Genomic DNA, 20,360 nt, shown 5'->3' on the forward strand with positions numbered 1-20,360 from the left:
TGGACCCATGGAACTCGGACTGTGGATCGACGGCACCAACCCCGTCCCGGACATCCTCGACGCCGTGGAGCGCGCGGCCGCGGACGGCTTCGCGCGGGCCTGGCTGAACGAGAGCGTCGGCTGGGACCCGTTGACGCTCTTCGCGGCGCTGGGAGAGCGCGCCCCGGGCATCGGGCTCGGCACCGGCGTCGTCCCGCTGTTCCCGCGGCACCCCTTCACGCTCGCCGCCCAGGCCCTGACGGCGCAGGCCGCGGTGGGCGGGCGGCTGACGCTAGGCGTCGGCCCGAGCCACGCGACCCTGGTGGAGGGGCGGTTCGGCCTGCCGTGGGACCGCCCGCTGCGCCGGGTGCGGGAGTATCTCGACGTCCTCGACCCCGTGCTGCGCGGCGCGGACGCCGAGGTGCGCGGCGAGACGGTCACGGCGGTCGGGGGCGTGGCCGCGCCCGGCGTGCAGGCGCCACCCGTCCTGCTCGCCGCCCACGGCCCCAAGATGCTCGCCCTCGCCGGTGAACGTGCCGACGGCGTGCTCACCATCTGGACCGGACCGCGCCTCCTCGCCGACTACGTGGTCCCGGGCGTCACGGCCGGAGCCGCGGGCAGGCCCGCGCCCCCGCGCATCGCCGTCGGCGTGATGGCCTCCGTCACCGCCGACCCCGACGGCGTACGTGACGACGTCGCGGCCACGTACGGCACCGCCAACGCGCTGCCCAGTTACCGCGGGACGCTGGAGCGGCAGGGCCTCGGCGGCCCCGAGGACACACTCGTCGCGGGCGACGAGGCGGCCGTCGAAGCGGCCATGCGCCGCTACGCCGAGGCGGGCGCGACCGAACTGATCCTGTTCCCCGAGGGTTCCCCCGCGGACCGGGCGCGCACGGTCGCCCTGTTCGCGGATCTGGCCGGGCGCTCGGGCTGACCGACGCCAGGTGCTCCGCCCGGCCACCAGGGCCCCAGGACGACCGTCCGGGGCCCTGCAACACCCTTGACACCACTCATCACTTGACGCCCTACTGGACCTTGCGCAGACATGTGACAACGTTGTCCGGCACTCGCAGGGAGGGGCTTCAGGGGATGGGACACAGACCTCGACACAGACGCCGTGGGGGAAGCGGGCGCCGCACCCGGGCCGTCGTCGGCCTCACCGCTCTCGCGGTGCTCGGCGCCTCGCAGGGCGTCGCCGTGGCCGGGCCGGAGCGGGCGGAGCAGGCGCCGCGCGCGGAGCGGGAGTTCGGTTCCTCGTTCGAGAAGGACGACGTGCAGCCCGACTGGCTGAACACGGTCGAGTCCGGACCCGACGGCAAGAAGAGGGCCGGCGGGGTCAACGGCGGCTTCAGTTCCGGGATTCCGGGCAGCGTGAACGACCACGTCGTGGACGTGCGGGCGAGCGGTGAGAACAGCGGGGGCGGCGAGACCAAGGAGAACCTCGTCGACGGCGAGAAGTCGACGAAGTGGCTCACCTTCAAGCCCACCGGCTGGGTGGAGTTCGAACTCGACGAGCCCGCCAAGGTGGTGACGTACGCGCTCACCTCCGCCAACGACCACGCCGAGCGCGACCCGAAGGACTTCACGCTCCAGGGCTCGACGGACGGCAAGGAGTGGAAGGACCTCGACAGCCGCAAGGGCGAGAAGTTCGACGGCCGGTTCCAGACGAAGAAGTACGAGTTCGAGAACGCCGCCGCCTACTCCCACTTCCGCCTGGACATCACCGCCAACAGCGGCGCGGGCGACGCCCTGCAACTCGCCGACGTGCAGCTCTCCGTCGGCGGCAGCGACACCCCGGCCCCGCCCGAGGACATGCTGAGCCTGATCGACCGCGGCCCCGCGGGCTCCCCGACCGCCAAGGCCCGCGCCGGGTTCACCGGCAAGCAGGCGCTGCGGTACGCGGGCACGCACACGGCCGACCGGCGCGGGTTCTCGTACAACAAGGTCTTCGACGTGAATGTCGACGTGCGGCGCGACACCGAGCTGTCGTACCGCGTGTTCCCGTCCATGGCGGACGGCGATCTGGACTACGACGCCACGAATGTCGCCGTGGACCTGGCCTTCACGGACGGCACCTATCTGAGTGACCTCAAGGCCACCGACCAGCATGGCTTCCCACTGACCCCGCGCGGGCAGGGCGACGCGAAGGTGCTGTACGTCAACCAGTGGAACAACGTGGTCGGGCGGATCGGCGACGTCGCCGCCGGGAAGACGGTGGACCGGATCCTGCTCGGCTACGACTCCCCCAAGGGGCCCGCGAAGTTCCGGGGCTGGCTGGACGACGTGTCGCTGAAGGAGACCCCGCCCGCCGAGCCCAAGGCGCGCCCCTCCGACTACGCGTCGACCACCCGCGGCACGAACTCCAGCGGCGGCTTCTCGCGCGGCAACACCTTCCCGGCGACGGCCGTCCCGCACGGCTTCAACTTCTGGACGCCGGTGACCAACGCGGGCTCCCTGAGCTGGCTGTACGACTACGCGCGCGGCAACAACGACGACAACCTGCCGACCGTGCAGGCGTTCAGCGCAAGCCACGAGCCGAGCCCGTGGATGGGCGACCGGCAGACCTTCCAGGTGATGCCGTCGGCGGCGAAGGACACCCCGGACGCGTCGCGCACCGAGCGGGCGCTGCCGTTCCGGCACGAGAAGGAGACGGCGAAGCCGCACTACTACGGCGTGACGTTCGAGAACGGCCTGAAGGCCGAGATGACGCCGACCGACCACGCGGCGATGCTCAGGTTCACCTATCCCGGTGACGACGCGAGCATCATCTTCGACAACGTCTCCGACAAGGCGGGCCTCACCCTCGACAAGGACAAGGGCATCGTCACCGGCTACTCGGACGTGAAGTCGGGCCTGTCGACGGGTGCCACGCGCCTGTTCGTGTACGGCACCTTCGACGCGCCCGTCACCGGCGGCGGCAAGCTGGACGGCGGCGGTGGCGGTGACGTCACCGGCTATCTGCGCTTCAAGGCGGGCGCGGACCGCAGTGTCACGCTGCGCCTGGCGACCTCACTGATCAGCGTCGACCAGGCGAAGGCCAACCTGGACGAGGAGATCCCGGCGGGCACGTCCTTCGGCCGCGTCAAGGACCGGGCGCAGGACCAGTGGGACGACCTGCTCGGCCGCGTCGAGGTGGAGGGCGCGAGCGAGGGCCAGCTGACCACGCTCTACTCCAGCATGTACCGCCTGTACCTCTACCCCAACTCCGGTTTCGAGAAGGTTGGTTCGAAGCACAAGTACGCGTCGCCGTTCTCGCCGCAGACCGGCCCCGACACGCCCACCCACACCGGCGCGAAGATCGTCGAGGGCAAGCCGTACGTCAACAACGGCTTCTGGGACACGTATCGCACGACGTGGCCCGCCTACTCGCTGTTCACCCCGAAGAAGGCGGGCGAGCTGGTCGACGGCTTCGTGCAGCACTACAAGGACGGTGGCTGGACGTCGCGCTGGTCCTCGCCCGGCTACGCGGACCTGATGACCGGCACGTCCTCCGACGTGGCGTTCGCGGACGCGTACGTGAAGGGCGTCGGCGGCTTCGACGCGAAGGCGGCGTACGACGCGGCGGTGAAGAACGCGACGGTCGCGCCGGACAAGCCGGGATACGGCCGCAAGGGCATGGCCACCTCGCCGTTCCTCGGCTACACCAGCAGCGAGACGCACGAGGGCCTGTCGTGGGCGCTCGAGGGCTACCTCAACGACTACGGCATCGCGAAGATGGGCCAGGCGCTCTACAAGAAGACGGGCGAGAAGCGCTACAAGGAGGAGTCCTCGTACTTCCTCAACCGCGCCCGCGACTACGTGCACCTCTTCGACTCCAAGGCCGGGTTCTTCCAGGGCAAGGACAAGAAGGGCGACTGGCGCGTCCCGTCGGACAAGTTCGACCCGCGCGTGTGGGGTTACGACTACACCGAGACCAACGCGTGGGGGTACGCCTTCACCGCACCGCAGGACTCGCGCGGTCTCGCCAACCTGTACGGCGGCCGCAAGGGGCTCGCGAAGAAGCTCGACACCTACTTCGCCACCCCGGAGACCGCCTCGCCCGAGTTCGCCGGTTCGTACGGCGGCGTCATCCACGAGATGACGGAGGCCCGTGACGTACGCATGGGCATGTACGGGCACTCCAACCAGGTCGCCCACCACGCCGCGTACATGTACGACGCGGCCGGGCAGCCCTGGAAGACGCAGGAGAAGGTCCGCGAGGTGCTGTCCCGCCTGTACACCGGCAGCGAGATCGGGCAGGGCTACCACGGCGACGAGGACAACGGCGAGCAGTCGGCCTGGTATCTGTTCTCGGCGCTCGGCTTCTATCCGCTGGTCATGGGCAGCGGCGAGTACGCGATCGGCTCCCCGCAGTTCACGAAGATGACGGTGCACCTGGACAACGGCCGGGACCTGGTGGTGAAGGCCCCGAAGAACAGCGCGAAGAACGTGTACGTGCAGGGGCTGAAGGTGAACGGGAAGCGGTGGAACTCGACTGCGCTGCCGCACAGCGCCATCGCGCGCGGCGGGGTGCTTGAGTTCGACATGGGCCCGAAGCCGTCCGCTTGGGGCGCGGGCCCCGGATCCCAGCCGGTGTCCGTCACGGACGACGACAAGGTGCCGTCGCCGCGTAAGGACGTCCTCAAGGTGGAGGGCGAGCTCTTCGACAACTCGTCGTCGACGTACGCGAACGCTGCGTCCGTTGTGTTGCCGGTGGTATCCAGGACAGAAGCTGTCCAGTACACCCTCACGTCGGCGGACAGGTCCAAGGCTCCGCGCGGCTGGGTCCTCCAGGGCTCGCGCGACGGCGAGAAGTGGTCGACCGTCGACAAGCGCTCGGGCCAGTCCTTCGCCTGGGACCGGCAGACCCGGCCGTTCACGGTGAGCAAGCCCGGTGCGTACGTGAAGTACCGCCTGGTGTTCACGGGTGGCCGGGCGGCGCTGTCGGAGGTGGAGCTCCTGCGCTGACGCGGTGCGCGGCGGCCCGCACGTTCCCGTCCCGTGGGGCGGGGGGTGCGGGCCGCCGTCCGTCCGGCAGGGGCCCGCCCGGTCAGGCGCCGAGCGTCGCCCGGATCTGCTTCTTGTCGGGCTTGCCCACGGGGGTCAGCGGGATCTCCGTGAGCAGATGCAGGCGCGCCGGCGCGTACATGGCACCCTTGTGCCGGGTGACGAAGTCCCGCAGCTCGTCCAGGCCGATCTCCTGCCCCGCCGCGGGGACGGCCGCGACGTGCACCTCTTCGCCCGCGTCCGCGCCGCGCGCCCCGAACACCGCGCAGTGGGCGACGCCCGGGTGGGTGTGCAGCAGGTCCTCCAGCTCATGCGTGTAGACGTGGCCGCCCACCACGATGATCATGTCCTTGAGCCGGTCGGCGATGTAGAGGAAGCCCTCCTCGTCGAGGTGGCCCATGTCGCCGGTGTGGATCCACCCGTCGCGCAGCACCTCGGCGGTGAGCTCCGGCTGCTTCCAGTAGCCGGTCATGGCCTGCCCGGAGCGGACCCGGATCTCGCCGATCTGCCCCACGGGCAGGGGAGTTCCGTCCTCGCCGTGGATGGTGACCTCGATGCCGGGGATCACCCGGCCGACGGTGGCCTGCCCTTCCTGGGGCATGTCCTTGTGGTCGTCCGGGCCGATGACCGTGACGTGGCCGACCTCGGACTGGCCGTACCCGCCGAACAGGACGGGGCCGAAGACCTCGTGGGCCTGGCGCAGCCGCGTCGGCGAAGCGGCGCACCCGCCGTAGGAGATCCGCCGGACGCTGCTCAGGTCGGTGCCGCTCAGGGCGGGGTGGTCGAGCAGGCGGTACAGCAGCGGGGGCAGCAGCCACAGGTGGGTGATCCGCTCGCGCGCGACGGCGGCGAGGACCTCGGCCGCGTCGAAGGAGTGCTGGAGGACCACGGAGCCCCCGGCCATGAAGGTGGCGTCGGCGATGTTGCCCGCGACGTGGGCGAGGGTGGTGGCCGCCAGGAAGCGGGGCGGTTCCCCCGCGAAGACGGAGCCGAAGGCGAGCACGTCCTTGTAGGGGCCGTGCGCCATGCGAACTCCCTTGGGGACGCCGGTGGTTCCGCCGGTGTGGCGTATGCACCAGTCGTCGTCGGGGCGGGCCGCGCTCGGCACGGGGTCGGCGTCCCTGCGGGCGGAGAGCGCCAACAGGTCGTCGCCGTACGGGCTTTCGCCGAGGGAGAGCACGTGTGGGGGCCGGGTGTGGGAGAGGAGGCTCTCGGCGGCTTCCGCGAGATCGGGGTCGAGCAGGAGCAGTTCCGTGTCGACGCTCTCCGCGACGTGGGCGAGGGTGCCGGGCGCCATGCCGTCGTAGAGGAAGACGAGGCGGGCGCCGAGCAGGTTGGCGGCGTACCGCGCGGCGAGGACCTCGGGCCGGTTCCGGGACAGCAGCGACACGGTGGTGCCGCGCCCGATGCCGCGGTCGGCCAGCTCGCGGGCCATGCGGAAGATGCTGTCGCGGAACGCCCCGGCGGTGATGTGGCGGCCGTCGGCGGTGGTGATGAGGGACCGTGCGGGGTCGTCCGCGAGCACGTCGAGGATCGTTTCGACATAACTGCGGAAATCGCGCTGAGCTGAACTCACCTCGGCGGCAGGGTTTTGGGTGGTCATGACGTACTTCCCCCTACGTTGTAGGCGATGCAGGAGATGCAGCCGACTGCTACTGACGGGTAGGCTAACAACTGGTTGTGCGTTGAAAGTGTCTTCTTGATGAACTCCATGCGAGGGCTGTAATTCACCGCTCGGAATTCACAGGAGAAGCGCGCTCGACCGCGCGCACGGGCGTTTACCCGCCGCGGGTACGGGCCTTTGTTCGCCGCGAGTACGGGGCGCTTGCGAGCGGGCGCGTGCTAGCGACAGTCGCCGTTTCCGAGGGCGGCGAACGCCTCGCGCAGAAGCCGGTCGATCTCCCCGGCCGTGCGTCTCTCCTCGGGGAGCGCCGAGTGCGCGAGGAGGGCGCTGCGCAGCGCGGCGACGGCGGCCCTGGCGTGCACGGACGAGCGCAGCTCGGCCGCGCCCTGCGCTTCGCCGTCGCGGCCGGGGCCGTCGGCCGCAATGCGCTGACGCAGCGCGTCGGCGACGCCGTCCTCGATCTCGAAAAGCACGGAGCGGGTGGGGCGGGGATTGGTGAAGAAGCGCGCGGGCTCGTCACTGAACAGAATGCCGAGGGTCGTCACGCGCGTATCGGCGAAGGCGAACAAGGCATTCAGGACCGCGGTGAACGGCGGCTCACCCATGGGGCGTTCGACGATATGTCTGCACAGCGGCGGAATGATTTCGAGGACTTCGCCGAGAACCAGGTCTTCCTTGGACGGGTAATAACGGAAGAACGTGCGCTCCGTGACACCGGCGGCCGTCGCGATGTCGCGCACGGTGGTCCCCTCGAAGCCGTGCTCCTCGAACAGCCGCAGGGCAGCCTCCTGGAGCGCCTTGCGCGTGCGCTCCTTGTGCTGCTCCCGCCGTCCGACCGTGCTCACAGCGGCAGTCTGGCACACGCTTCCGCAAAGTGTCACCCCTGACACTTCCGCTACTCTGGAAAATCTGTCAGTCATGACACTTTGTCGGACCGGTCCGACGCCCGTACCGGACCGGCGCCGACCAGCACTGTTCCGCCCAGGAGCCCTAGGAGCGCCATGGCCTCTCTGCTCGCCCGGCTCGGCCGCACCGCCTTCCGACGCCGCCGCCTCGTCCTGTCCCTCTGGCTTGCCGTGCTCGCGGCCGCAATCGCCTGCCTCACCGCCTTCGGCAGCGGGCTCGACGACGAGTTCTCCATCCCCGGATCGGAGTCCCAGCGGGCCCTGGACACGATGGCCGAGGAGTTCCCCGCGGCCGCCGGCACCAGCGCGCAGCTTGTCTTCACCGCCCCCGAGGGCAAGAAGGTCACCGACGCCCCGTACGCCGCCGTCGTCACCCGCACCCTCGCCGAGGTCGGGCGCGCGCCCCAAGTCACCGCCGTGGTGAGCCCGGCCGCCGCGGGCACCGTTTCCCGGGACGGCCGCACCGCCCTGGCCCAGGCCCAGTACACGGTCGACCGCTCCGCGCTGGACTCCGACGCGCTACCCGCCCTGGAGAAGGCCGCGGACCAGGCCTCCGAAGCCGGTCTCGACGTGTCGGTCGGCGGCAACGCCTACGGCAGCGGCGGCGTCTCCGTCAGCGCCAAGGAGGCGGTCGGCGCCGTCGTCGCGCTCGCCGTCCTCGCCCTCACCTTCGGCTCGCTGCTCGCGGCCGGAATGCCCTTGCTCTCGGCGCTCGTCGGGGTCGCGGTCGGGCTGTGCGGGCTGCTCGCGGTGACCGGCGCCGTCGGCATCTCGTCGACCGCGGTCACCCTCGCCCTGATGCTCGGCCTCGCGGTGGGCATCGACTACGCCCTGTTCATCCTCTCCCGCCACCGCTCCCAACTGGCCCACGGCATGGACCCCGAGGAGTCGGCCGCCCGCGCCAACGGCACCTCCGGCAGCGCCGTCGTCTTCGCCGGGCTCACCGTCGTCATCGCCCTGGCCGGACTCGCCGTGGTCCGCATCCCGTTCCTGACGGTCATGGGCCTGAGCGCGGCGGCCACCGTCCTGGTCGCCGTTCTCGTGGCCGTCACGCTGCTGCCCGCCCTCCTCGGCTTCGCCGGTACGCGCCTCGCGCCACGGCCCGGCTCCCGCGCCGCCCGCCGCGCCAACGAGGAGGATTCCGCGCCCACTTGGGGCGAGCGCTGGGTCCGCGTCGCCACGCGCAGGCCGCTGCTCACCGTCGTCGCGACCGTGGCGGCCCTCGCCGCGGTGGCCGTACCCGCCAAGGATCTGCGCCTGGCCCTGCCCGACAACGGCTCGGCGCCGTCCGGCAGTTCACAACGCCAGACGTACGACACCGTCAGCGAGGCCTTCGGGCCCGGCTTCAACGGCCCCCTCCTGGTGCTCGCCCAGACCCCCGGCAAGGACGCGGCGTCGCCGCAGGGCCGCGAGGCGGCGACGCGGATCGCCGCCTCGTTGAAGAAGGAACCGGGAGTGGCTGCGGTCTCCCCGCCCAAGGCCGCCAAGGGGTCCACCGGCTCGATCATCCAGGTCGTACCGGAGACCGGCCCCGACGACGAGGCCACCAAGGACCTCGTCCACCGGCTCCGCGACCGCGCCCCCGACCTGCACGCGCTGACCGGCGCGACGGTCTCCGTGACCGGGAGCACCGCGGTCGGCGTCGACGTCTCCGACCGCCTCGGCGACTCACTGCTGCCGTTCGCGGTAGTGGTAGTAGGCCTCTGCCTGCTCCTCCTTCTCCTGGTCTTCCGCAGCCTCGTCGTACCAGTGAAGGCGACCGTAGGCTTCCTCCTGTCCGTGGCCGCGTCCTTCGGCGCGGTGGCCGCGGTCTTCCAATGGGGCTGGCTCGCCGACCAGTTGGGCGTCGCCCGTACCGGCCCGGTCGTCAGCTTCCTGCCCATCATCCTGATGGCCGTCCTCTTCGGACTCGCCATGGACTACGAGGTGTTCCTCGTCTCCAGCGTCCGCGAGGAGTACACCCGCACCGGCCGGGCCCGCGACGCCGTACGGCTCGGCGCACGGCACGCGGCCCGCGTGGTCACGGCGGCGGCCCTGATCATGTTCGCGGTCTTCGCAAGCTTCGTCTCCATGGACGACGCCATCGTCAAACCCATCGCCTTCGCCCTGGCCTTCGGCGTCCTCATCGACGCGTTCGTGATCCGCATGACCTTCGTACCCGCGGTGCTCGCCCTGGTCGGGAACGGGGCGTGGTGGCTGCCGCGGTGGCTGGACCGGGTCCTGCCACATGTGGACATCGAGGGAGAGAAGCTGGCCCCTGGGCCCGCTGCGGCCGAACCGGCGCGGGAGCCCGTCCGGGGGTGAGGGCGGCTGCCGCCGGGGTCAGCCGAACTCGCACCACACGATCTTGCCGGGGTCGCGCTCCGCCACCCCCCACTTGTCGGCCAGAGCCGCCACCAGTCGCAGGCCGCGCCCCGACTCGTCGGCATCGCCTTCGTCGACGAGTCGGGGCCTGCCGTCTCCACTGTCGTGCACCTCTACGCGTACGACGGTGCCGTCCCGCACAAGGCGCAGGAGGAATCCGCGTCCCGGCGGGACGCCGTGCAGCAGGGCGTTGGTCGTCAACTCGCTTACGCAGAGGGCGATGTCACCTTCGCGGTCGCCCACCTCCCACTCGGCGAGCGCGTCGCGCGCGAACGCGCGGGCCGCGGGGATCGACTGGCGTTCACGTCGGTAGAAGCGTTCACGCAGGGGCGTGGGGGGAGTTTCGTCGTTCACGTGACCAGAGTCACAGCGTGTGGCCATCATGGTGCAGTCAGTGAGGTCGTACAGATTGGCTGTACGACCTCGCACCGGTAAAGGCCCGGCATTTGGTGGGAGTTGTACCCGCATGAGCGGCTCACGGCGGCGGTCACGACGCAACGCATCGGCGATGAAGATGGTGGGGGCGCTGCTTGCCGTCCACCGCGAGGTGGCTGGGTACACACAGCGGTCGCTGGCCGACCACTTCGTCCTCAGCGAGGATCACATCGCCTCCATCGAGCAGGGGCGGCGCCCGCTGAAGATGGATCTGGCGGTGCAGCTCGACGCATTCCTGGGAACCAACCGGACGTTGGAGACTGCGGTCGACAACATGCCTGAGGTCGACCTGGTTCCTCGGTTCGCCGAGGAGTACCTGGATCGGGAGATGGAGGCTCTTTCGATCTCCTGGTACGAGAGCTTGCTGGTGCCAGGCCTTCTCCAGACGGAGGGCTACGCGCGGGCGGTATTCCGTAGTCGTGTACCTGTGTACGACGAGGACGAGATCGAGCAACTCGTCGCGAGGCGCATCGAGCGGCGGGACATCCTGCACCGCAAGCAGCCGCCGATGGCCAGTTTCGTGATTTGGGAGGCGGCCCTGCACGATCGGCTGGGCGGGCAGAAGGTGTTCACCGAGCAGGTGCGCCATCTGCGTGAGTACGCCGAACTCCCCGGCCTCTCCTTGCAGATCCTGCCGTTGGGGCGCGCCGCCCACGCTGGGCTCGAAGGCCCGTTCATTCTGCTGGAGACGCCCGAGCACCAGCGACTTGCCTACACCGAGACCCAGCGCGGCAGCCACCTGATCGCCGATCTCGACGAGGTGGCGATCCTTACCCAGAAATATGCGATGCTGCGGACACAGGCCCTCAACTCCGAGGACACCAGGGCCCTGTTGGACCGGTTGCTAGGAGAGCAATGAGCAGCAGCACCGCGCTTGAGTGGTTCAAGTCCAGCTACAGCAGTGGTGAAGGCGGCGCCTGCCTCGAAATAGCCACCCGCCAGACCATCATCCACATCCGCGACTCCAAGCACCCCGACGGCCCCCTCCTCACCGTCGCCCCCGCCACCTGGGCCGCCTTCCTGGCCCTCCCGCAGCGGCCCCGGGCCTGACAGCCGCGCGTGCGGTACTACATCTACGTCTCCACCGCCAAGGTGGACATGCTGTACGGGCAGATCCCGCCGAAGCTCCTGCGGCGGCTCGCCGTCGAGGCGAAGGTCGACCTGAAGGTGCTCAGCGTCGCCGTGCAGTCGCCGCGTGCCGACACGAGTACGTACGACCGGCTCGACCTCGTGGAGGCCTACCTGGACCGGGAGTTCGACGTCAGCTGGATGTCGGAGCCCACGGCCTGGTTCCGGGGGGATCTGGGGCTGCGGATCGCGGGGTACGGCGGCGACGCGAACAGCCCGACGTTGATGACGGGCCGCGACGGGGACACCGTCGTCGCGCTCATCGGGTCGGCGCACCACCTGATCGGCTACGAGGCGGCACCCGACATGCACAAGGTCGGCTTCTCGGGGCTGCCGTCGATTTTCCGGCTCCTTCAGGACATCCCGCCCGAGTGGGAGCGCCAGTTCAACGTTCGCTCGCAGTTCGCGATGCCGGATCGAGAGAGCGTGACGCACGACGTGCTCCGCGTCGCCGAGTCGTTGACGGTACCGCCGATGTACTGCGAGTTCCTGGCACGGCAGTTGATGCGCGGCACCGTGACACAGAGGAGCGGGCGGGAGCTGACGATCGTCATCGGGACACCGCTGTACGTGGCGATGTCGGACCGGGTGCCCGAGGACGGGGAGGCCTGAGTGGAGCAGGCGTCGTCGATCGCCGATCTGGTGCGGATGCGCATGGATGGCGATGTCGCGGGTCTGTGCCGGGCCACGCGGTCGGAGGTTCTTGATGTCCGCCTGAGCGCCACCGAATTGCTGGGCGGCAGCACGGGTTCGCCGGAAGCCGTCGAGACGCTGTTCGCCTGCCTGCGGCGCGGGCCGCGGTGGCAGGCCGCCAGGGCCCTGGGGAATCTGCGGGAGCACCGCGCGGTTCCCGAGCTGCTGCGGATGCTGGCCGAGTCGCGTCACAGTCGCGAGCAACTGGACGAGCCCGTGGTCGACGCCCTGGTCGCCATCGGTGGACCAGAGGTCGTGCGTGGACTCGTCGATCTGTGCGACCAGTTAGCGACCGGCCGCGGATACTGGACGGTCCGGGTGCTCGACGCGCTGGCCGCACTGCGCGCGCCGGAGGCCGTGACTCCGCTCCTCGCCGCACTCTGGGAGTACCTGCCCGGGCGTGCGGAACGCGTGCTGCGGACGCTCGGCGCGATCGGGGATCCGCGCGCGACCTCCGCCCTCCTCGTCCTCGCGCACAGCCCCGCCCCTGACCATCACTTGCGCCGGGCCGCCGTAACGGCGCTGCACGCACTGCCCGACATCGACTGGCCGTCCGCGCATGTGTGGCCGCACGCCGAAACCCTGCTGCACGCCCCGCAGCGCGACCCGGACCCCGAGACGGCCCGCCTGGCGACGGCTCTGCTCTCCAGGACGGAGGACGGGCGGGCCCACCTGTGGGAGGTGCTCCGCACGGCGTCTCACTCCCCGGACCGCCCCGAGGCCCCGCCCCACGCCGTGGCCGCCGTCTGCGCCCGCATAGCCGAAGAGCCCGACCTCTTCGACGCGCCGAGCACCAGCGAGTACCACCTCCTGCTCCGGCACCACCTGCGTGAGTCGGCGACACCCGCCGTGCGGCGGGCGGCCGCCCAAGCCCTGTCCGCGTACGCGGGCGCCGAGGCGCGCGAGGCCCTGCTGGCGGCGCTCAGCGACGAGCACATCAGCGACGCCGCCGCGGACCTCGTCGCCCGCCTCCCCGATCCGCCGCTCCGGGAAGTCCTGGCACTGCTCACCGGCGCGGACCGGACAGTGTCCCAACGGCGCGGTGCGGCACGGGCGTTGGGGGGCATCGGACACACGAGTGCCGCCCCGGCGCTAGTGACCGTCGTCGCAGACGACACTGCCCCGATTGCGGTGCGCACAGCCGCAGTGGACGCGCTCGGCGCCCTGCGGCACACGGACGCCACTGGCCCCCTCGCGGCCCTCGCTGAGGACGAGGAGCAACCCGGCACCGTGCGCGCCCGCGCCGTGCGCGCCCTCGGTCTGATCGGCGCCCCGGACACCCTGCCGGTGGTGCTCGCCTGCGCGCGCTCGCCACACGAGGCGGTACGGGCGCGGGCGGTGACAGCTCTGGGCGCGTTCCCCGTGGCGGAGGCGGCCCGGACGCTCGGGGAGTTCGTCACGTACAGCACCGAACCGCGCGACAGCGTCACCCCCACCGAACCGCGCAGCACCGACCCCGACCTCGCCCGCGCCGCCCTGCAAGCCCTGAGCCGAATCGGCACCCCCGCCCTGCCCGTCCTCGTCGCACTCTCCGAGAACGTGGGCCACCTGGGCGAGGATCTGGCCGACCGGCTCGTCGCGGCGCTCGCCGCCCGCCCCGAAGCCGAGGCGACCGCCGTCCTGATCCGGCTCGCCGCGGCACCGCCCCCGCCGGGCGCCGCCAGGCACGTCGCGGCCGGCGCGGGGCGGCTCGCCCCGTCACGCCCGGCGCAGGAGGTCGCGTCCCTCGCGCTGACCGAGCGCGGCACACCTGAGTGCCTCACTCCCCTGACGTCGCTCCTCGGCCCCGACGCGTGGTTCGGCGCCCAGGAGGCCGCCGTACGCGCCCTGTTGAAGATCGGCACCGATGAGGCGCACGAGCACGTGCTGGCGTACTGCCGCAGGAGGACGCACTCCTACGGCTGGCACGTGGAAGCGGTGAACGCCATAGCCGAGGCCCGGGGAATCCGGCTTGGGCCGTAGGCGTGCGGAGAGCCACCATGTACCCCTGGGAGCCGTGCCGCTCATGCGGCGCCCGACTTGGCGCCGCGCCGGCCGCCCATCAGCGCGAGAACGACAAGGCCCAGCACCAAGCAGATGCCCGCCAACCCCCACAGCACCAGATGGAACGCGGAGTCGTACGACCGTGACGCGGTGAGCGTCGTGAGGACCGAGCCGTACAGCGCCACCGCGACCGCCTCGCTGCCGAGCCGCAGCGTGTTGAGGAAGCCCGCCGCCATGCCCGCCTTGGCGGGGTCGACCAGAGCCAGGGCCTGGCCGTCGACGAGGCCCGCGGCGAGCGCCATGCCCGCCCCGGTGACGATCATCGGCAGGGCGACGACGGCCACGGACACGTCGGGACCGAAGACCGTCAGGGCGGCGTCGCCGACGACCAGGGCGCCCAGGCTGACGTAGATGATGGTGAGCGCGGAGACACCGCGGGCCACCAACTTGGCCGCGAGCAGCGGGAAGACCAGCATCGGCGCGGTGAGCAGCACCATGAGGAGGCCCGCCGCGCCGGTGCCGCGCCCGGTCACCTCCGTCAGGTAGCTCGGCAGGTACGTGAGCATCGTGACGAAGCCGAACGATCCGGCGACCGGGACCAGGCACAGCGCGAGGAAGCGCCGGTTGCGCAGCAGGCCCAGGTCGAGGAGAGGGTGCTCGCGCCGCTTCTCCACGGAGCCGAAGACGGCAAGCGCCACGACCGCCCCCGCGAAGAGCCCGAGCACGCCCGCGCTCCCCCAACCCCACTGGGAACCCTGCACGATGGCGGTGGTGAGCAGCACCATGGCGACGACGAAGACCGCCGCGCCGGGGACGTCGATCGTCGCGCCGGTCCGGGGCGTCGGCGGCACCGCCCGCGCGATGACCGGCACGGCGAGCAGGACGACGGCGAGCGCCACGGCGTGCAGCGCGAACACCCAGCGCCAGCTGACGGTCTGGAGCATCGCCCCGGAGAGCGAGGGCCCGACCGCGATGCCCACGCCCGCCACGGTGCCGAAGAGCGCGAACGCCTTGGCCCGCGCCGGGCCTTCGTACACCGTCGACAGGATGGCGGAGCCGCACGAGAAGATCGCCGCGCCGCCGACGCCCGCGAGAGCACGGGCCGCGTCCAGCAGGAGCACGTCGGAGGCGAGCGCGCTGGCGAGCGAGGCGACGGCGTAGACGGCGGCCCCGGCGGCGAAGGCCCTGACCCGGCCGACGACGTCGGCGACGGAGCCCCAGACGAGCGTGAAGCAGGCGAAGGCGACGTTGAAGGCGTTCACCACCCACTGGAGTGGGGCGGTTCCGGCATCGGTGTCGGCGCCGATGCCGGGCAGGGCGACCGCCGTCCCCGAGATGGACATCGGGACGACGAAGACGGCGAGCAGGATCGCGGCGAGCGGCGCGAGCGGCGGCTTCCGCGCGGAAGCCACCGCAGGGTCCGACACGGCAGTCGCGGACAGCGTCGGCGATTCGGGCATGACGAAGGAACCCCCAGGGAGGAGACAGGCTGCTGATTGGTCGCACGTTAGGTTCGACTTGAATCGAACCTGATCCGACCCTGGCACGCACTAGAGGTACGATGCAAGTCGAACCTATGTCGAACCTCATGGCTGTACCTACTGGGAGGAGCGTCCCGTGCCGGACGACGAAGGGCACCCACTGCCCGCCGAGATGGATCTGCGCACGGTCCTGCACGCCCTCGCCGACCCGCTCCGCTTCGGCGTGATCGCCGAGTTCCTGCGCGAGCCCGACGGCACCGAACGCACCTGCGCCTCCTTCCAGTTGCCAGTGTCGAAGTCGACGACGTCGCACCACTTCAAGGTGATGCGCGAGGCAGGTCTGCTCCGCATGGTCGACCACGGCAACAGCCGGACCGCGGTCCTGCGCGGCAAGGAACTCGACGCGCGCTTCCCCGGCCTGCTCGACCTGGTCCGCGCCGAATAGCGCCGAACAGCGCCGAACAGCGCCGGCCGCCGACGGCTGGACAGCGCGCCGCCCGCCTTCCTAAGATCCACGCCAGCATCGCGTGCCGGTCACCGACTGGGTGAGGCATGGAGGTGCGGGAGATGCCCACGGAGGCATTCCTTGGCAGTACAGCTCAATCACACGATCGTCCACGCCCGGGACAACCGGGAGTCCGCCGAGTTCTTCGCGGAATTGCTGGACCTCGACATCGCAGGCGAGTGGGGCCCGTTCATCGCGGTGGCCCTGAGCAATGACGTCACGCTCGACTTCGCCACCATCCCTGCGGACAAGATCACGCCGCAGCACTACGCGTTCCTCGTCTCCGAGGACGAGTTCGGCGCGGCGTACGAGAAGATCAAGGCGCGCGGCCTGCAGCACTGGGCCGACCCGCAGCAGACGCACCCCGGCGAGATCAACCGCAACGACGGCGGCCGGGGCGTGTACTTCCTGGACCCGGCGGGTCACGCCATGGAACTGATCACGGTCCCGTACGGCGGCTGGCCCAAGGCCTGAGCGACAGCGGTCAATCCCCAGATCTCGGGATACCTGTGGACCTCCCGCTCCTGCGAGCTTTGCGGCATGCACAGCACAGGCAAGAGCGGGAGGACCACGGAAATGACGCGATGGACGGCCAGACGCGTATGGCGGCCGGTGCTCGCCGGAGCGGTCGGCGCCTGCGCCTTCATGGGCACGGCCGCACCGGCCTCGGCGGCGACGCCGGGACCGGCGAAGGGCCCGGAGGCGGCGCCCGCCGCCACCGGCTATCTGAACCTGCACCAGTGCTCGTACTACGCGAGCTCCCTCGACGACCACTTCAGCACGTTCGTGACCCCGAGCGCCGACGGCCGGTACTCCACCGGCACGAAGCGCTCCAGCACCGCCGACACCAGAGCCGACTGCGGCCCCGGCAACGACAATCACAAGCCCGTCCCGCTCCTGCACGGCGTCAAGGCGCTGAACCTCGCCGCGGGGCGCTACCTCAACCTCCAGCAGTGCGACTACTACCGGAGCGCGAGCACCGACCGCTTCACCACACTGGTGACGCCGAGCGGCGACGGCCGCTACTCCACCGGCACCAAGGTCTCCAACACCCCTGAGACCAGCCCGACCTGCGGCCCCGGCAACGGCAGTCACGTACCCAACCCGGGGCTCTCGGGCGCCAAGGCCCTGGACCTGAACGCGGGCCGCCACCTCAACCTGCACCAGTGCGTGTACTACTCGGAGCGGCACAAGAGCCACCTCACGAGCGTGGTGACGGCTCCCGACACCCGGTACTCGACCGGGACGAACGTCTCCAACACCGCCGACACCAGGCCCGTCTGCGGTCCCGGCAACGGCGACTACGTCCTCATCCCGATCCTGTCGGCCGTCAAGAGCCTCCCCTTGAGCTGACGGGGCCCAATGAACGAGGGCCGCACCCCTCGCCCCGGGGTGCGGCCCTCAACTCGTGCGTGCAGCCGCCTACATGCGGATCGCCTACTTGCGGATCAGCGAGCGCAGCACGTACTGCATGATGCCGCCGTTGCGGTAGTAGTCCGCCTCACCGGGGGTGTCGATGCGGACGACCGCGTCGAACTCCACACCGGTGTCGGTGGTGACCTTGACCGTGCGCGGCGTGGTGCCGTTGTTCAGCTCCTCGACGCCGGTGAAGGAGAAGGTCTCCTCGCCGGTCAGGCCGAGGGACTCCGCCGAGGCGCCCTCCGGGAACTGGAGCGGCAGGACGCCCATGCCGATGAGGTTCGAGCGGTGGATGCGCTCGTACGACTCGGCGATGACGGCCTTGACGCCGAGGAGCGCGGTGCCCTTGGCGGCCCAGTCGCGGGACGAGCCGGAGCCGTACTCCTTGCCCGCGAGCACGACCAGCGGGATGCCCTGGTCGATGTAGTTGCGGGAGGCGTCGTAGATGAACGACACGGGCGCGTCGGCCTGGGTGAAGTCGCGGGTGTAGCCGCCCTCCGTGCCCGGCGCGATCTGGTTGCGCAGGCGGATGTTGGCGAACGTGCCGCGGATCATGACCTCGTGGTTGCCGCGGCGCGAGCCGTAGCTGTTGAAGTCGCGGCGGGCCACGCCGTGCTCCGTGAGGTACTGGCCGGCCGGGGTGTCGGCCTTGATGGCACCGGCCGGGGAGATGTGGTCGGTGGTGACCGAGTCGCCGAGCTTGGCGAGCACGCGGGCGCCCGCGATGTCGGAGACCGGGGCCGGGTCCATCTGCATGCCCTCGAAGTACGGGGGCTTGCGGACGTAGGTGGACTCGGAGTCCCACTCGAAGGTGTTGCCGGTCGGGATCGACAGGGCCTGCCACTGGGCGTCGCCCGCGAAGACGTCCTGGTAGGACTTGTTGAACATGTCCTCGCCGATGGCGTTGGCCACGACGTCGTTGACCTCGGCCTCGCTCGGCCAGATGTCCTTGAGGTAGACCGGGTTGCCGTCCTGGTCGGTGCCCAGGGCGTCCTCGGTGATGTTGACCTTCATCGAACCCGCGAGGGCGTACGCGACGACCAGCGGCGGGGACGCCAGGTAGTTCATCTTGACGTCGGGGTTGATGCGGCCCTCGAAGTTCCGGTTGCCGGAGAGGACCGACGTGACCGCGAGGTCGTGGTCGTTGACGGCCTTGGAGACCTCCTCCGGCAGCGGGCCGGAGTTGCCGATGCAGGTGGTGCAGCCGTAGCCGACGAGGTTGAAGCCGACCTTGTCGAGGTAGGGGGTCAGCCCCGCCTTGTCGAAGTAGTCGGTGACGACCTTGGAGCCCGGGGCGAGGGTCGTCTTCACCCACGGCTTGCGGGTCAGGCCCTTCTCGACGGCCTTCTTCGCGACGAGCGCGGCGGCGACCATCACGTACGGGTTCGAGGTGTTGGTGCAGGAGGTGATGGCCGCGACCGTCACCGCACCGTGGTCGATCTCGTACGTCGAGCCGTCGGGGGCGGTCACGAGGACCGGGTTGGACGGGGTGCCGTTCGGCGCGACGGCCGGGGCGTCGGAGGCCGGGAAGGACTCCTGGCCCGCCTCGTCCACGCTGTCGACGTAGTTGCGGACGTCCTGCTTGAACTGCTCGGCGGCGTTCGCGAGGACGATGCGGTCCTGCGGGCGCTTCGGACCGGCGATCGACGGGACGACCGTGGAGAGGTCCAGCTCCAGCTTCTCGGAGAAGTCCGGCTCGGCGGCCGGGTCCAGCCAGAGGCCCTGCTCCTTGGCGTACGCCTCGACGAGCGCGAGCTGCTGGGCGTCGCGGCCCGTCAGCTTCAGGTACTTGATGGTCTCGTCGTCGATCGGGAAGATCGCTGCGGTGGAGCCGAACTCCGGCGACATGTTGCCGATGGTGGCGCGGTTGGCCAGCGACGTCGCGGCCACACCCTCGCCGTAGAACTCGACGAACTTGCCGACGACGCCGTGCTTGCGCAGCATCTCGGTGATCGTGAGGACGAGGTCCGTGGCGGTCGTGCCCGGCTTCAGCTCGCCGGTCAGCTTGAAGCCGACGACGCGCGGGATGAGCATCGAGACCGGCTGGCCGAGCATCGCGGCCTCGGCCTCGATGCCGCCGACGCCCCAGCCGAGCACACCGAGGCCGTTGACCATCGTGGTGTGCGAGTCGGTGCCGACCAGGGTGTCCGGGTAGGCCTGGCCGCCCCGGACCATGACCGTGCGGGCCAGGTGCTCGATGTTCACCTGGTGGACGATGCCGGTGCCCGGCGGGACGACCTTGAACTCGTCGAACGCGGTCTGGCCCCAGCGCAGGAACTGGTAGCGCTCCCGGTTGCGGCCGTACTCCAGCTCCACGTTCTGGCCGAAGGCCTCGGCCGTGCCGAACTTGTCGGCGATGACGGAGTGGTCGATGACCAGCTCGGCCGGGGCCAGCGGGTTGATCTTGGCGGGGTCGCCGCCGAGCTCCTTCACGGCCTCACGCATGGTGGCGAGGTCCACGACACACGGGACACCCGTGAAGTCCTGCATGATCACGCGGGCCGGCGTGAACTGGATTTCCTGGCTCGGCTGCGCCTGGGAGTCCCAGCCGCCGAGCGCGCGGATGTGGTCGGCGGTGATGTTCGCGCCGTCCTCGGTGCGGAGCAGGTTCTCCAGGAGCACCTTCAGGCTGTAGGGAAGGCGAGCGGAGCCCTCGACCTTGTCCAGCTTGAAGATCTCGTACGACTCGTCGCCCACGCGCAGCGTGCTGCGGGCGTCGAAGCTGTTCGCCGACACGACAGTCTCCTTCATATTTGTGCGCAGTCCACCGCATCCTGCCGCCACAACTTCTCGCCCATCCGCTAAGGTAAGGCTTAGTTAGGTAACCCTTACCGCCAGGACCGGCGATGCGTGCGGCT

Annotated in this window: 15 protein-coding genes; 10 read left to right on the top strand and 5 right to left on the bottom strand. The window is 70.5% G+C overall.

The genetic code is table 11. The annotated features are described in order from the left end of the window. Positions 1–7: 7 nt before the first annotated feature. Complete coding sequence (locus AC0KTA_RS08370) at positions 8–913, top strand: TIGR03564 family F420-dependent LLM class oxidoreductase (protein WP_481054483.1); 906 nt, start codon at positions 8–10, stop codon at positions 911–913. A 155-nt stretch (positions 914–1,068) separates the two neighbouring features. Next, positions 1,069–4,926 carry a GH92 family glycosyl hydrolase gene (locus AC0KTA_RS08375; protein ID WP_481054484.1) on the top strand — a complete coding sequence of 1,286 codons (3,858 nt, stop codon included), beginning with the start codon at positions 1,069–1,071 and terminating at the stop codon, positions 4,924–4,926. Between the two features lie 82 nt (positions 4,927–5,008). Here AC0KTA_RS08375 and AC0KTA_RS08380 read toward each other — a convergent pair whose 3' ends face one another. Together AC0KTA_RS08380 and AC0KTA_RS08385 are read right to left on the bottom strand one after the other, a co-directional pair. Continuing rightward, positions 5,009–6,568: an AMP-binding protein gene (locus AC0KTA_RS08380; RefSeq protein ID WP_481054485.1), complete on the bottom strand. Its 1,560-nt coding sequence runs from the start codon at positions 6,566–6,568 to the stop codon at positions 5,009–5,011. Positions 6,569–6,807: 239 nt separating this feature from the next. After that, on the bottom strand, positions 6,808–7,434 hold the full coding sequence (locus AC0KTA_RS08385; RefSeq protein ID WP_481054486.1) for a TetR/AcrR family transcriptional regulator: 627 nt from the start codon (positions 7,432–7,434) through the stop codon (positions 6,808–6,810). A gap of 156 nt (positions 7,435–7,590) precedes the next feature. Here AC0KTA_RS08385 and AC0KTA_RS08390 point away from each other — a divergent pair, with 156 nt between their 5' ends. Next, entirely contained in the window at positions 7,591–9,798 is a 2,208-nt protein-coding gene (locus tag AC0KTA_RS08390; RefSeq protein ID WP_481054487.1) for an MMPL family transporter, read from the top strand. Between the two features lie 18 nt (positions 9,799–9,816). On the opposite strand, the gene AC0KTA_RS08395 is transcribed toward AC0KTA_RS08390, so the two are convergent. Then, positions 9,817–10,239, bottom strand: a complete 423-nt coding sequence (locus AC0KTA_RS08395; RefSeq protein ID WP_481056355.1) for an ATP-binding protein — start codon at positions 10,237–10,239, stop codon at positions 9,817–9,819. Positions 10,240–10,324: 85 nt separating this feature from the next. Between AC0KTA_RS08395 and AC0KTA_RS08400 the strand changes: the two genes are divergently transcribed. From AC0KTA_RS08400 to AC0KTA_RS08415, 4 genes are read left to right on the top strand one after another with little or no spacing between them, the layout of a single operon-like run. Next, on the top strand, positions 10,325–11,152 hold the full coding sequence (locus AC0KTA_RS08400) for a helix-turn-helix domain-containing protein (RefSeq protein ID WP_481054488.1): 828 nt from the start codon (positions 10,325–10,327) through the stop codon (positions 11,150–11,152). Further along, the gene (locus tag AC0KTA_RS08405; RefSeq protein WP_481054489.1) at positions 11,149–11,343 is read left to right on the top strand and encodes a DUF397 domain-containing protein; all 195 of its coding nucleotides are present in this window, start codon (positions 11,149–11,151) and stop codon (positions 11,341–11,343) included. The genes AC0KTA_RS08400 and AC0KTA_RS08405 overlap by 4 nt, the downstream gene beginning before the upstream one ends. Before the next feature lie 9 nt (positions 11,344–11,352). Next, positions 11,353–12,033 (top strand): DUF7019 family protein, encoded by a 681-nt coding sequence (locus AC0KTA_RS08410; protein WP_481054490.1) that lies wholly within the window; start codon positions 11,353–11,355, stop codon positions 12,031–12,033. Next, positions 12,034–14,076: a HEAT repeat domain-containing protein gene (locus tag AC0KTA_RS08415; RefSeq protein WP_481054491.1), complete on the top strand. Its 2,043-nt coding sequence runs from the start codon at positions 12,034–12,036 to the stop codon at positions 14,074–14,076. Positions 14,077–14,117: 41 nt separating this feature from the next. Here the strand turns inward: AC0KTA_RS08415 and AC0KTA_RS08420 are convergent, their stop codons facing one another. Then, entirely contained in the window at positions 14,118–15,557 is a 1,440-nt protein-coding gene (locus tag AC0KTA_RS08420) for an MFS transporter (protein ID WP_481054492.1), read from the bottom strand. Between the two features lie 157 nt (positions 15,558–15,714). On the opposite strand from AC0KTA_RS08420, the gene AC0KTA_RS08425 reads away from it, so the two are divergent. The 3 genes from AC0KTA_RS08425 (at position 15,715) to AC0KTA_RS08435 (ending at position 17,436) form a co-directional block, all read left to right on the top strand. Next, positions 15,715–16,023 (top strand): ArsR/SmtB family transcription factor, encoded by a 309-nt coding sequence (locus AC0KTA_RS08425; protein WP_481054493.1) that lies wholly within the window; start codon positions 15,715–15,717, stop codon positions 16,021–16,023. Between the two features lie 141 nt (positions 16,024–16,164). Continuing rightward, positions 16,165–16,557, top strand: a complete 393-nt coding sequence (locus AC0KTA_RS08430; RefSeq protein WP_481054494.1) for a VOC family protein — start codon at positions 16,165–16,167, stop codon at positions 16,555–16,557. A 102-nt stretch (positions 16,558–16,659) separates the two neighbouring features. Beyond that, a complete protein-coding gene (locus tag AC0KTA_RS08435) occupies positions 16,660–17,436 on the top strand; it encodes a hypothetical protein (RefSeq protein WP_481054495.1) in 777 nt (258 codons plus the stop codon). An 84-nt stretch (positions 17,437–17,520) separates the two neighbouring features. Here the strand turns inward: AC0KTA_RS08435 and acnA are convergent, their stop codons facing one another. Beyond that, the gene (gene acnA / locus AC0KTA_RS08440; protein ID WP_481054496.1) at positions 17,521–20,238 is read right to left on the bottom strand and encodes an aconitate hydratase AcnA; all 2,718 of its coding nucleotides are present in this window, start codon (positions 20,236–20,238) and stop codon (positions 17,521–17,523) included. Positions 20,239–20,360 lie beyond the last annotated feature (122 nt).

The organism is Streptomyces sp. Y309 (genome assembly GCF_056712025.1).

Coding starts and splice junctions, on each gene's coding strand:
- AC0KTA_RS08405 (WP_481054489.1), top strand. CDS start 11,149: ATGAGCAGCAGCACCGCGCTTGAGTGGTTCAAGTCCAGCTACAGCAGT.
- AC0KTA_RS08370 (WP_481054483.1), top strand. CDS start 8: ATGGAACTCGGACTGTGGATCGACGGCACCAACCCCGTCCCGGACATC.
- AC0KTA_RS08375 (WP_481054484.1), top strand. CDS start 1,069: ATGGGACACAGACCTCGACACAGACGCCGTGGGGGAAGCGGGCGCCGC.
- AC0KTA_RS08420 (WP_481054492.1), bottom strand. CDS start 15,557: ATGCCCGAATCGCCGACGCTGTCCGCGACTGCCGTGTCGGACCCTGCG.
- AC0KTA_RS08380 (WP_481054485.1), bottom strand. CDS start 6,568: ATGACCACCCAAAACCCTGCCGCCGAGGTGAGTTCAGCTCAGCGCGAT.
- AC0KTA_RS08400 (WP_481054488.1), top strand. CDS start 10,325: ATGAGCGGCTCACGGCGGCGGTCACGACGCAACGCATCGGCGATGAAG.
- AC0KTA_RS08435 (WP_481054495.1), top strand. CDS start 16,660: ATGACGCGATGGACGGCCAGACGCGTATGGCGGCCGGTGCTCGCCGGA.
- AC0KTA_RS08390 (WP_481054487.1), top strand. CDS start 7,591: ATGGCCTCTCTGCTCGCCCGGCTCGGCCGCACCGCCTTCCGACGCCGC.
- AC0KTA_RS08395 (WP_481056355.1), bottom strand. CDS start 10,239: ATGGCCACACGCTGTGACTCTGGTCACGTGAACGACGAAACTCCCCCC.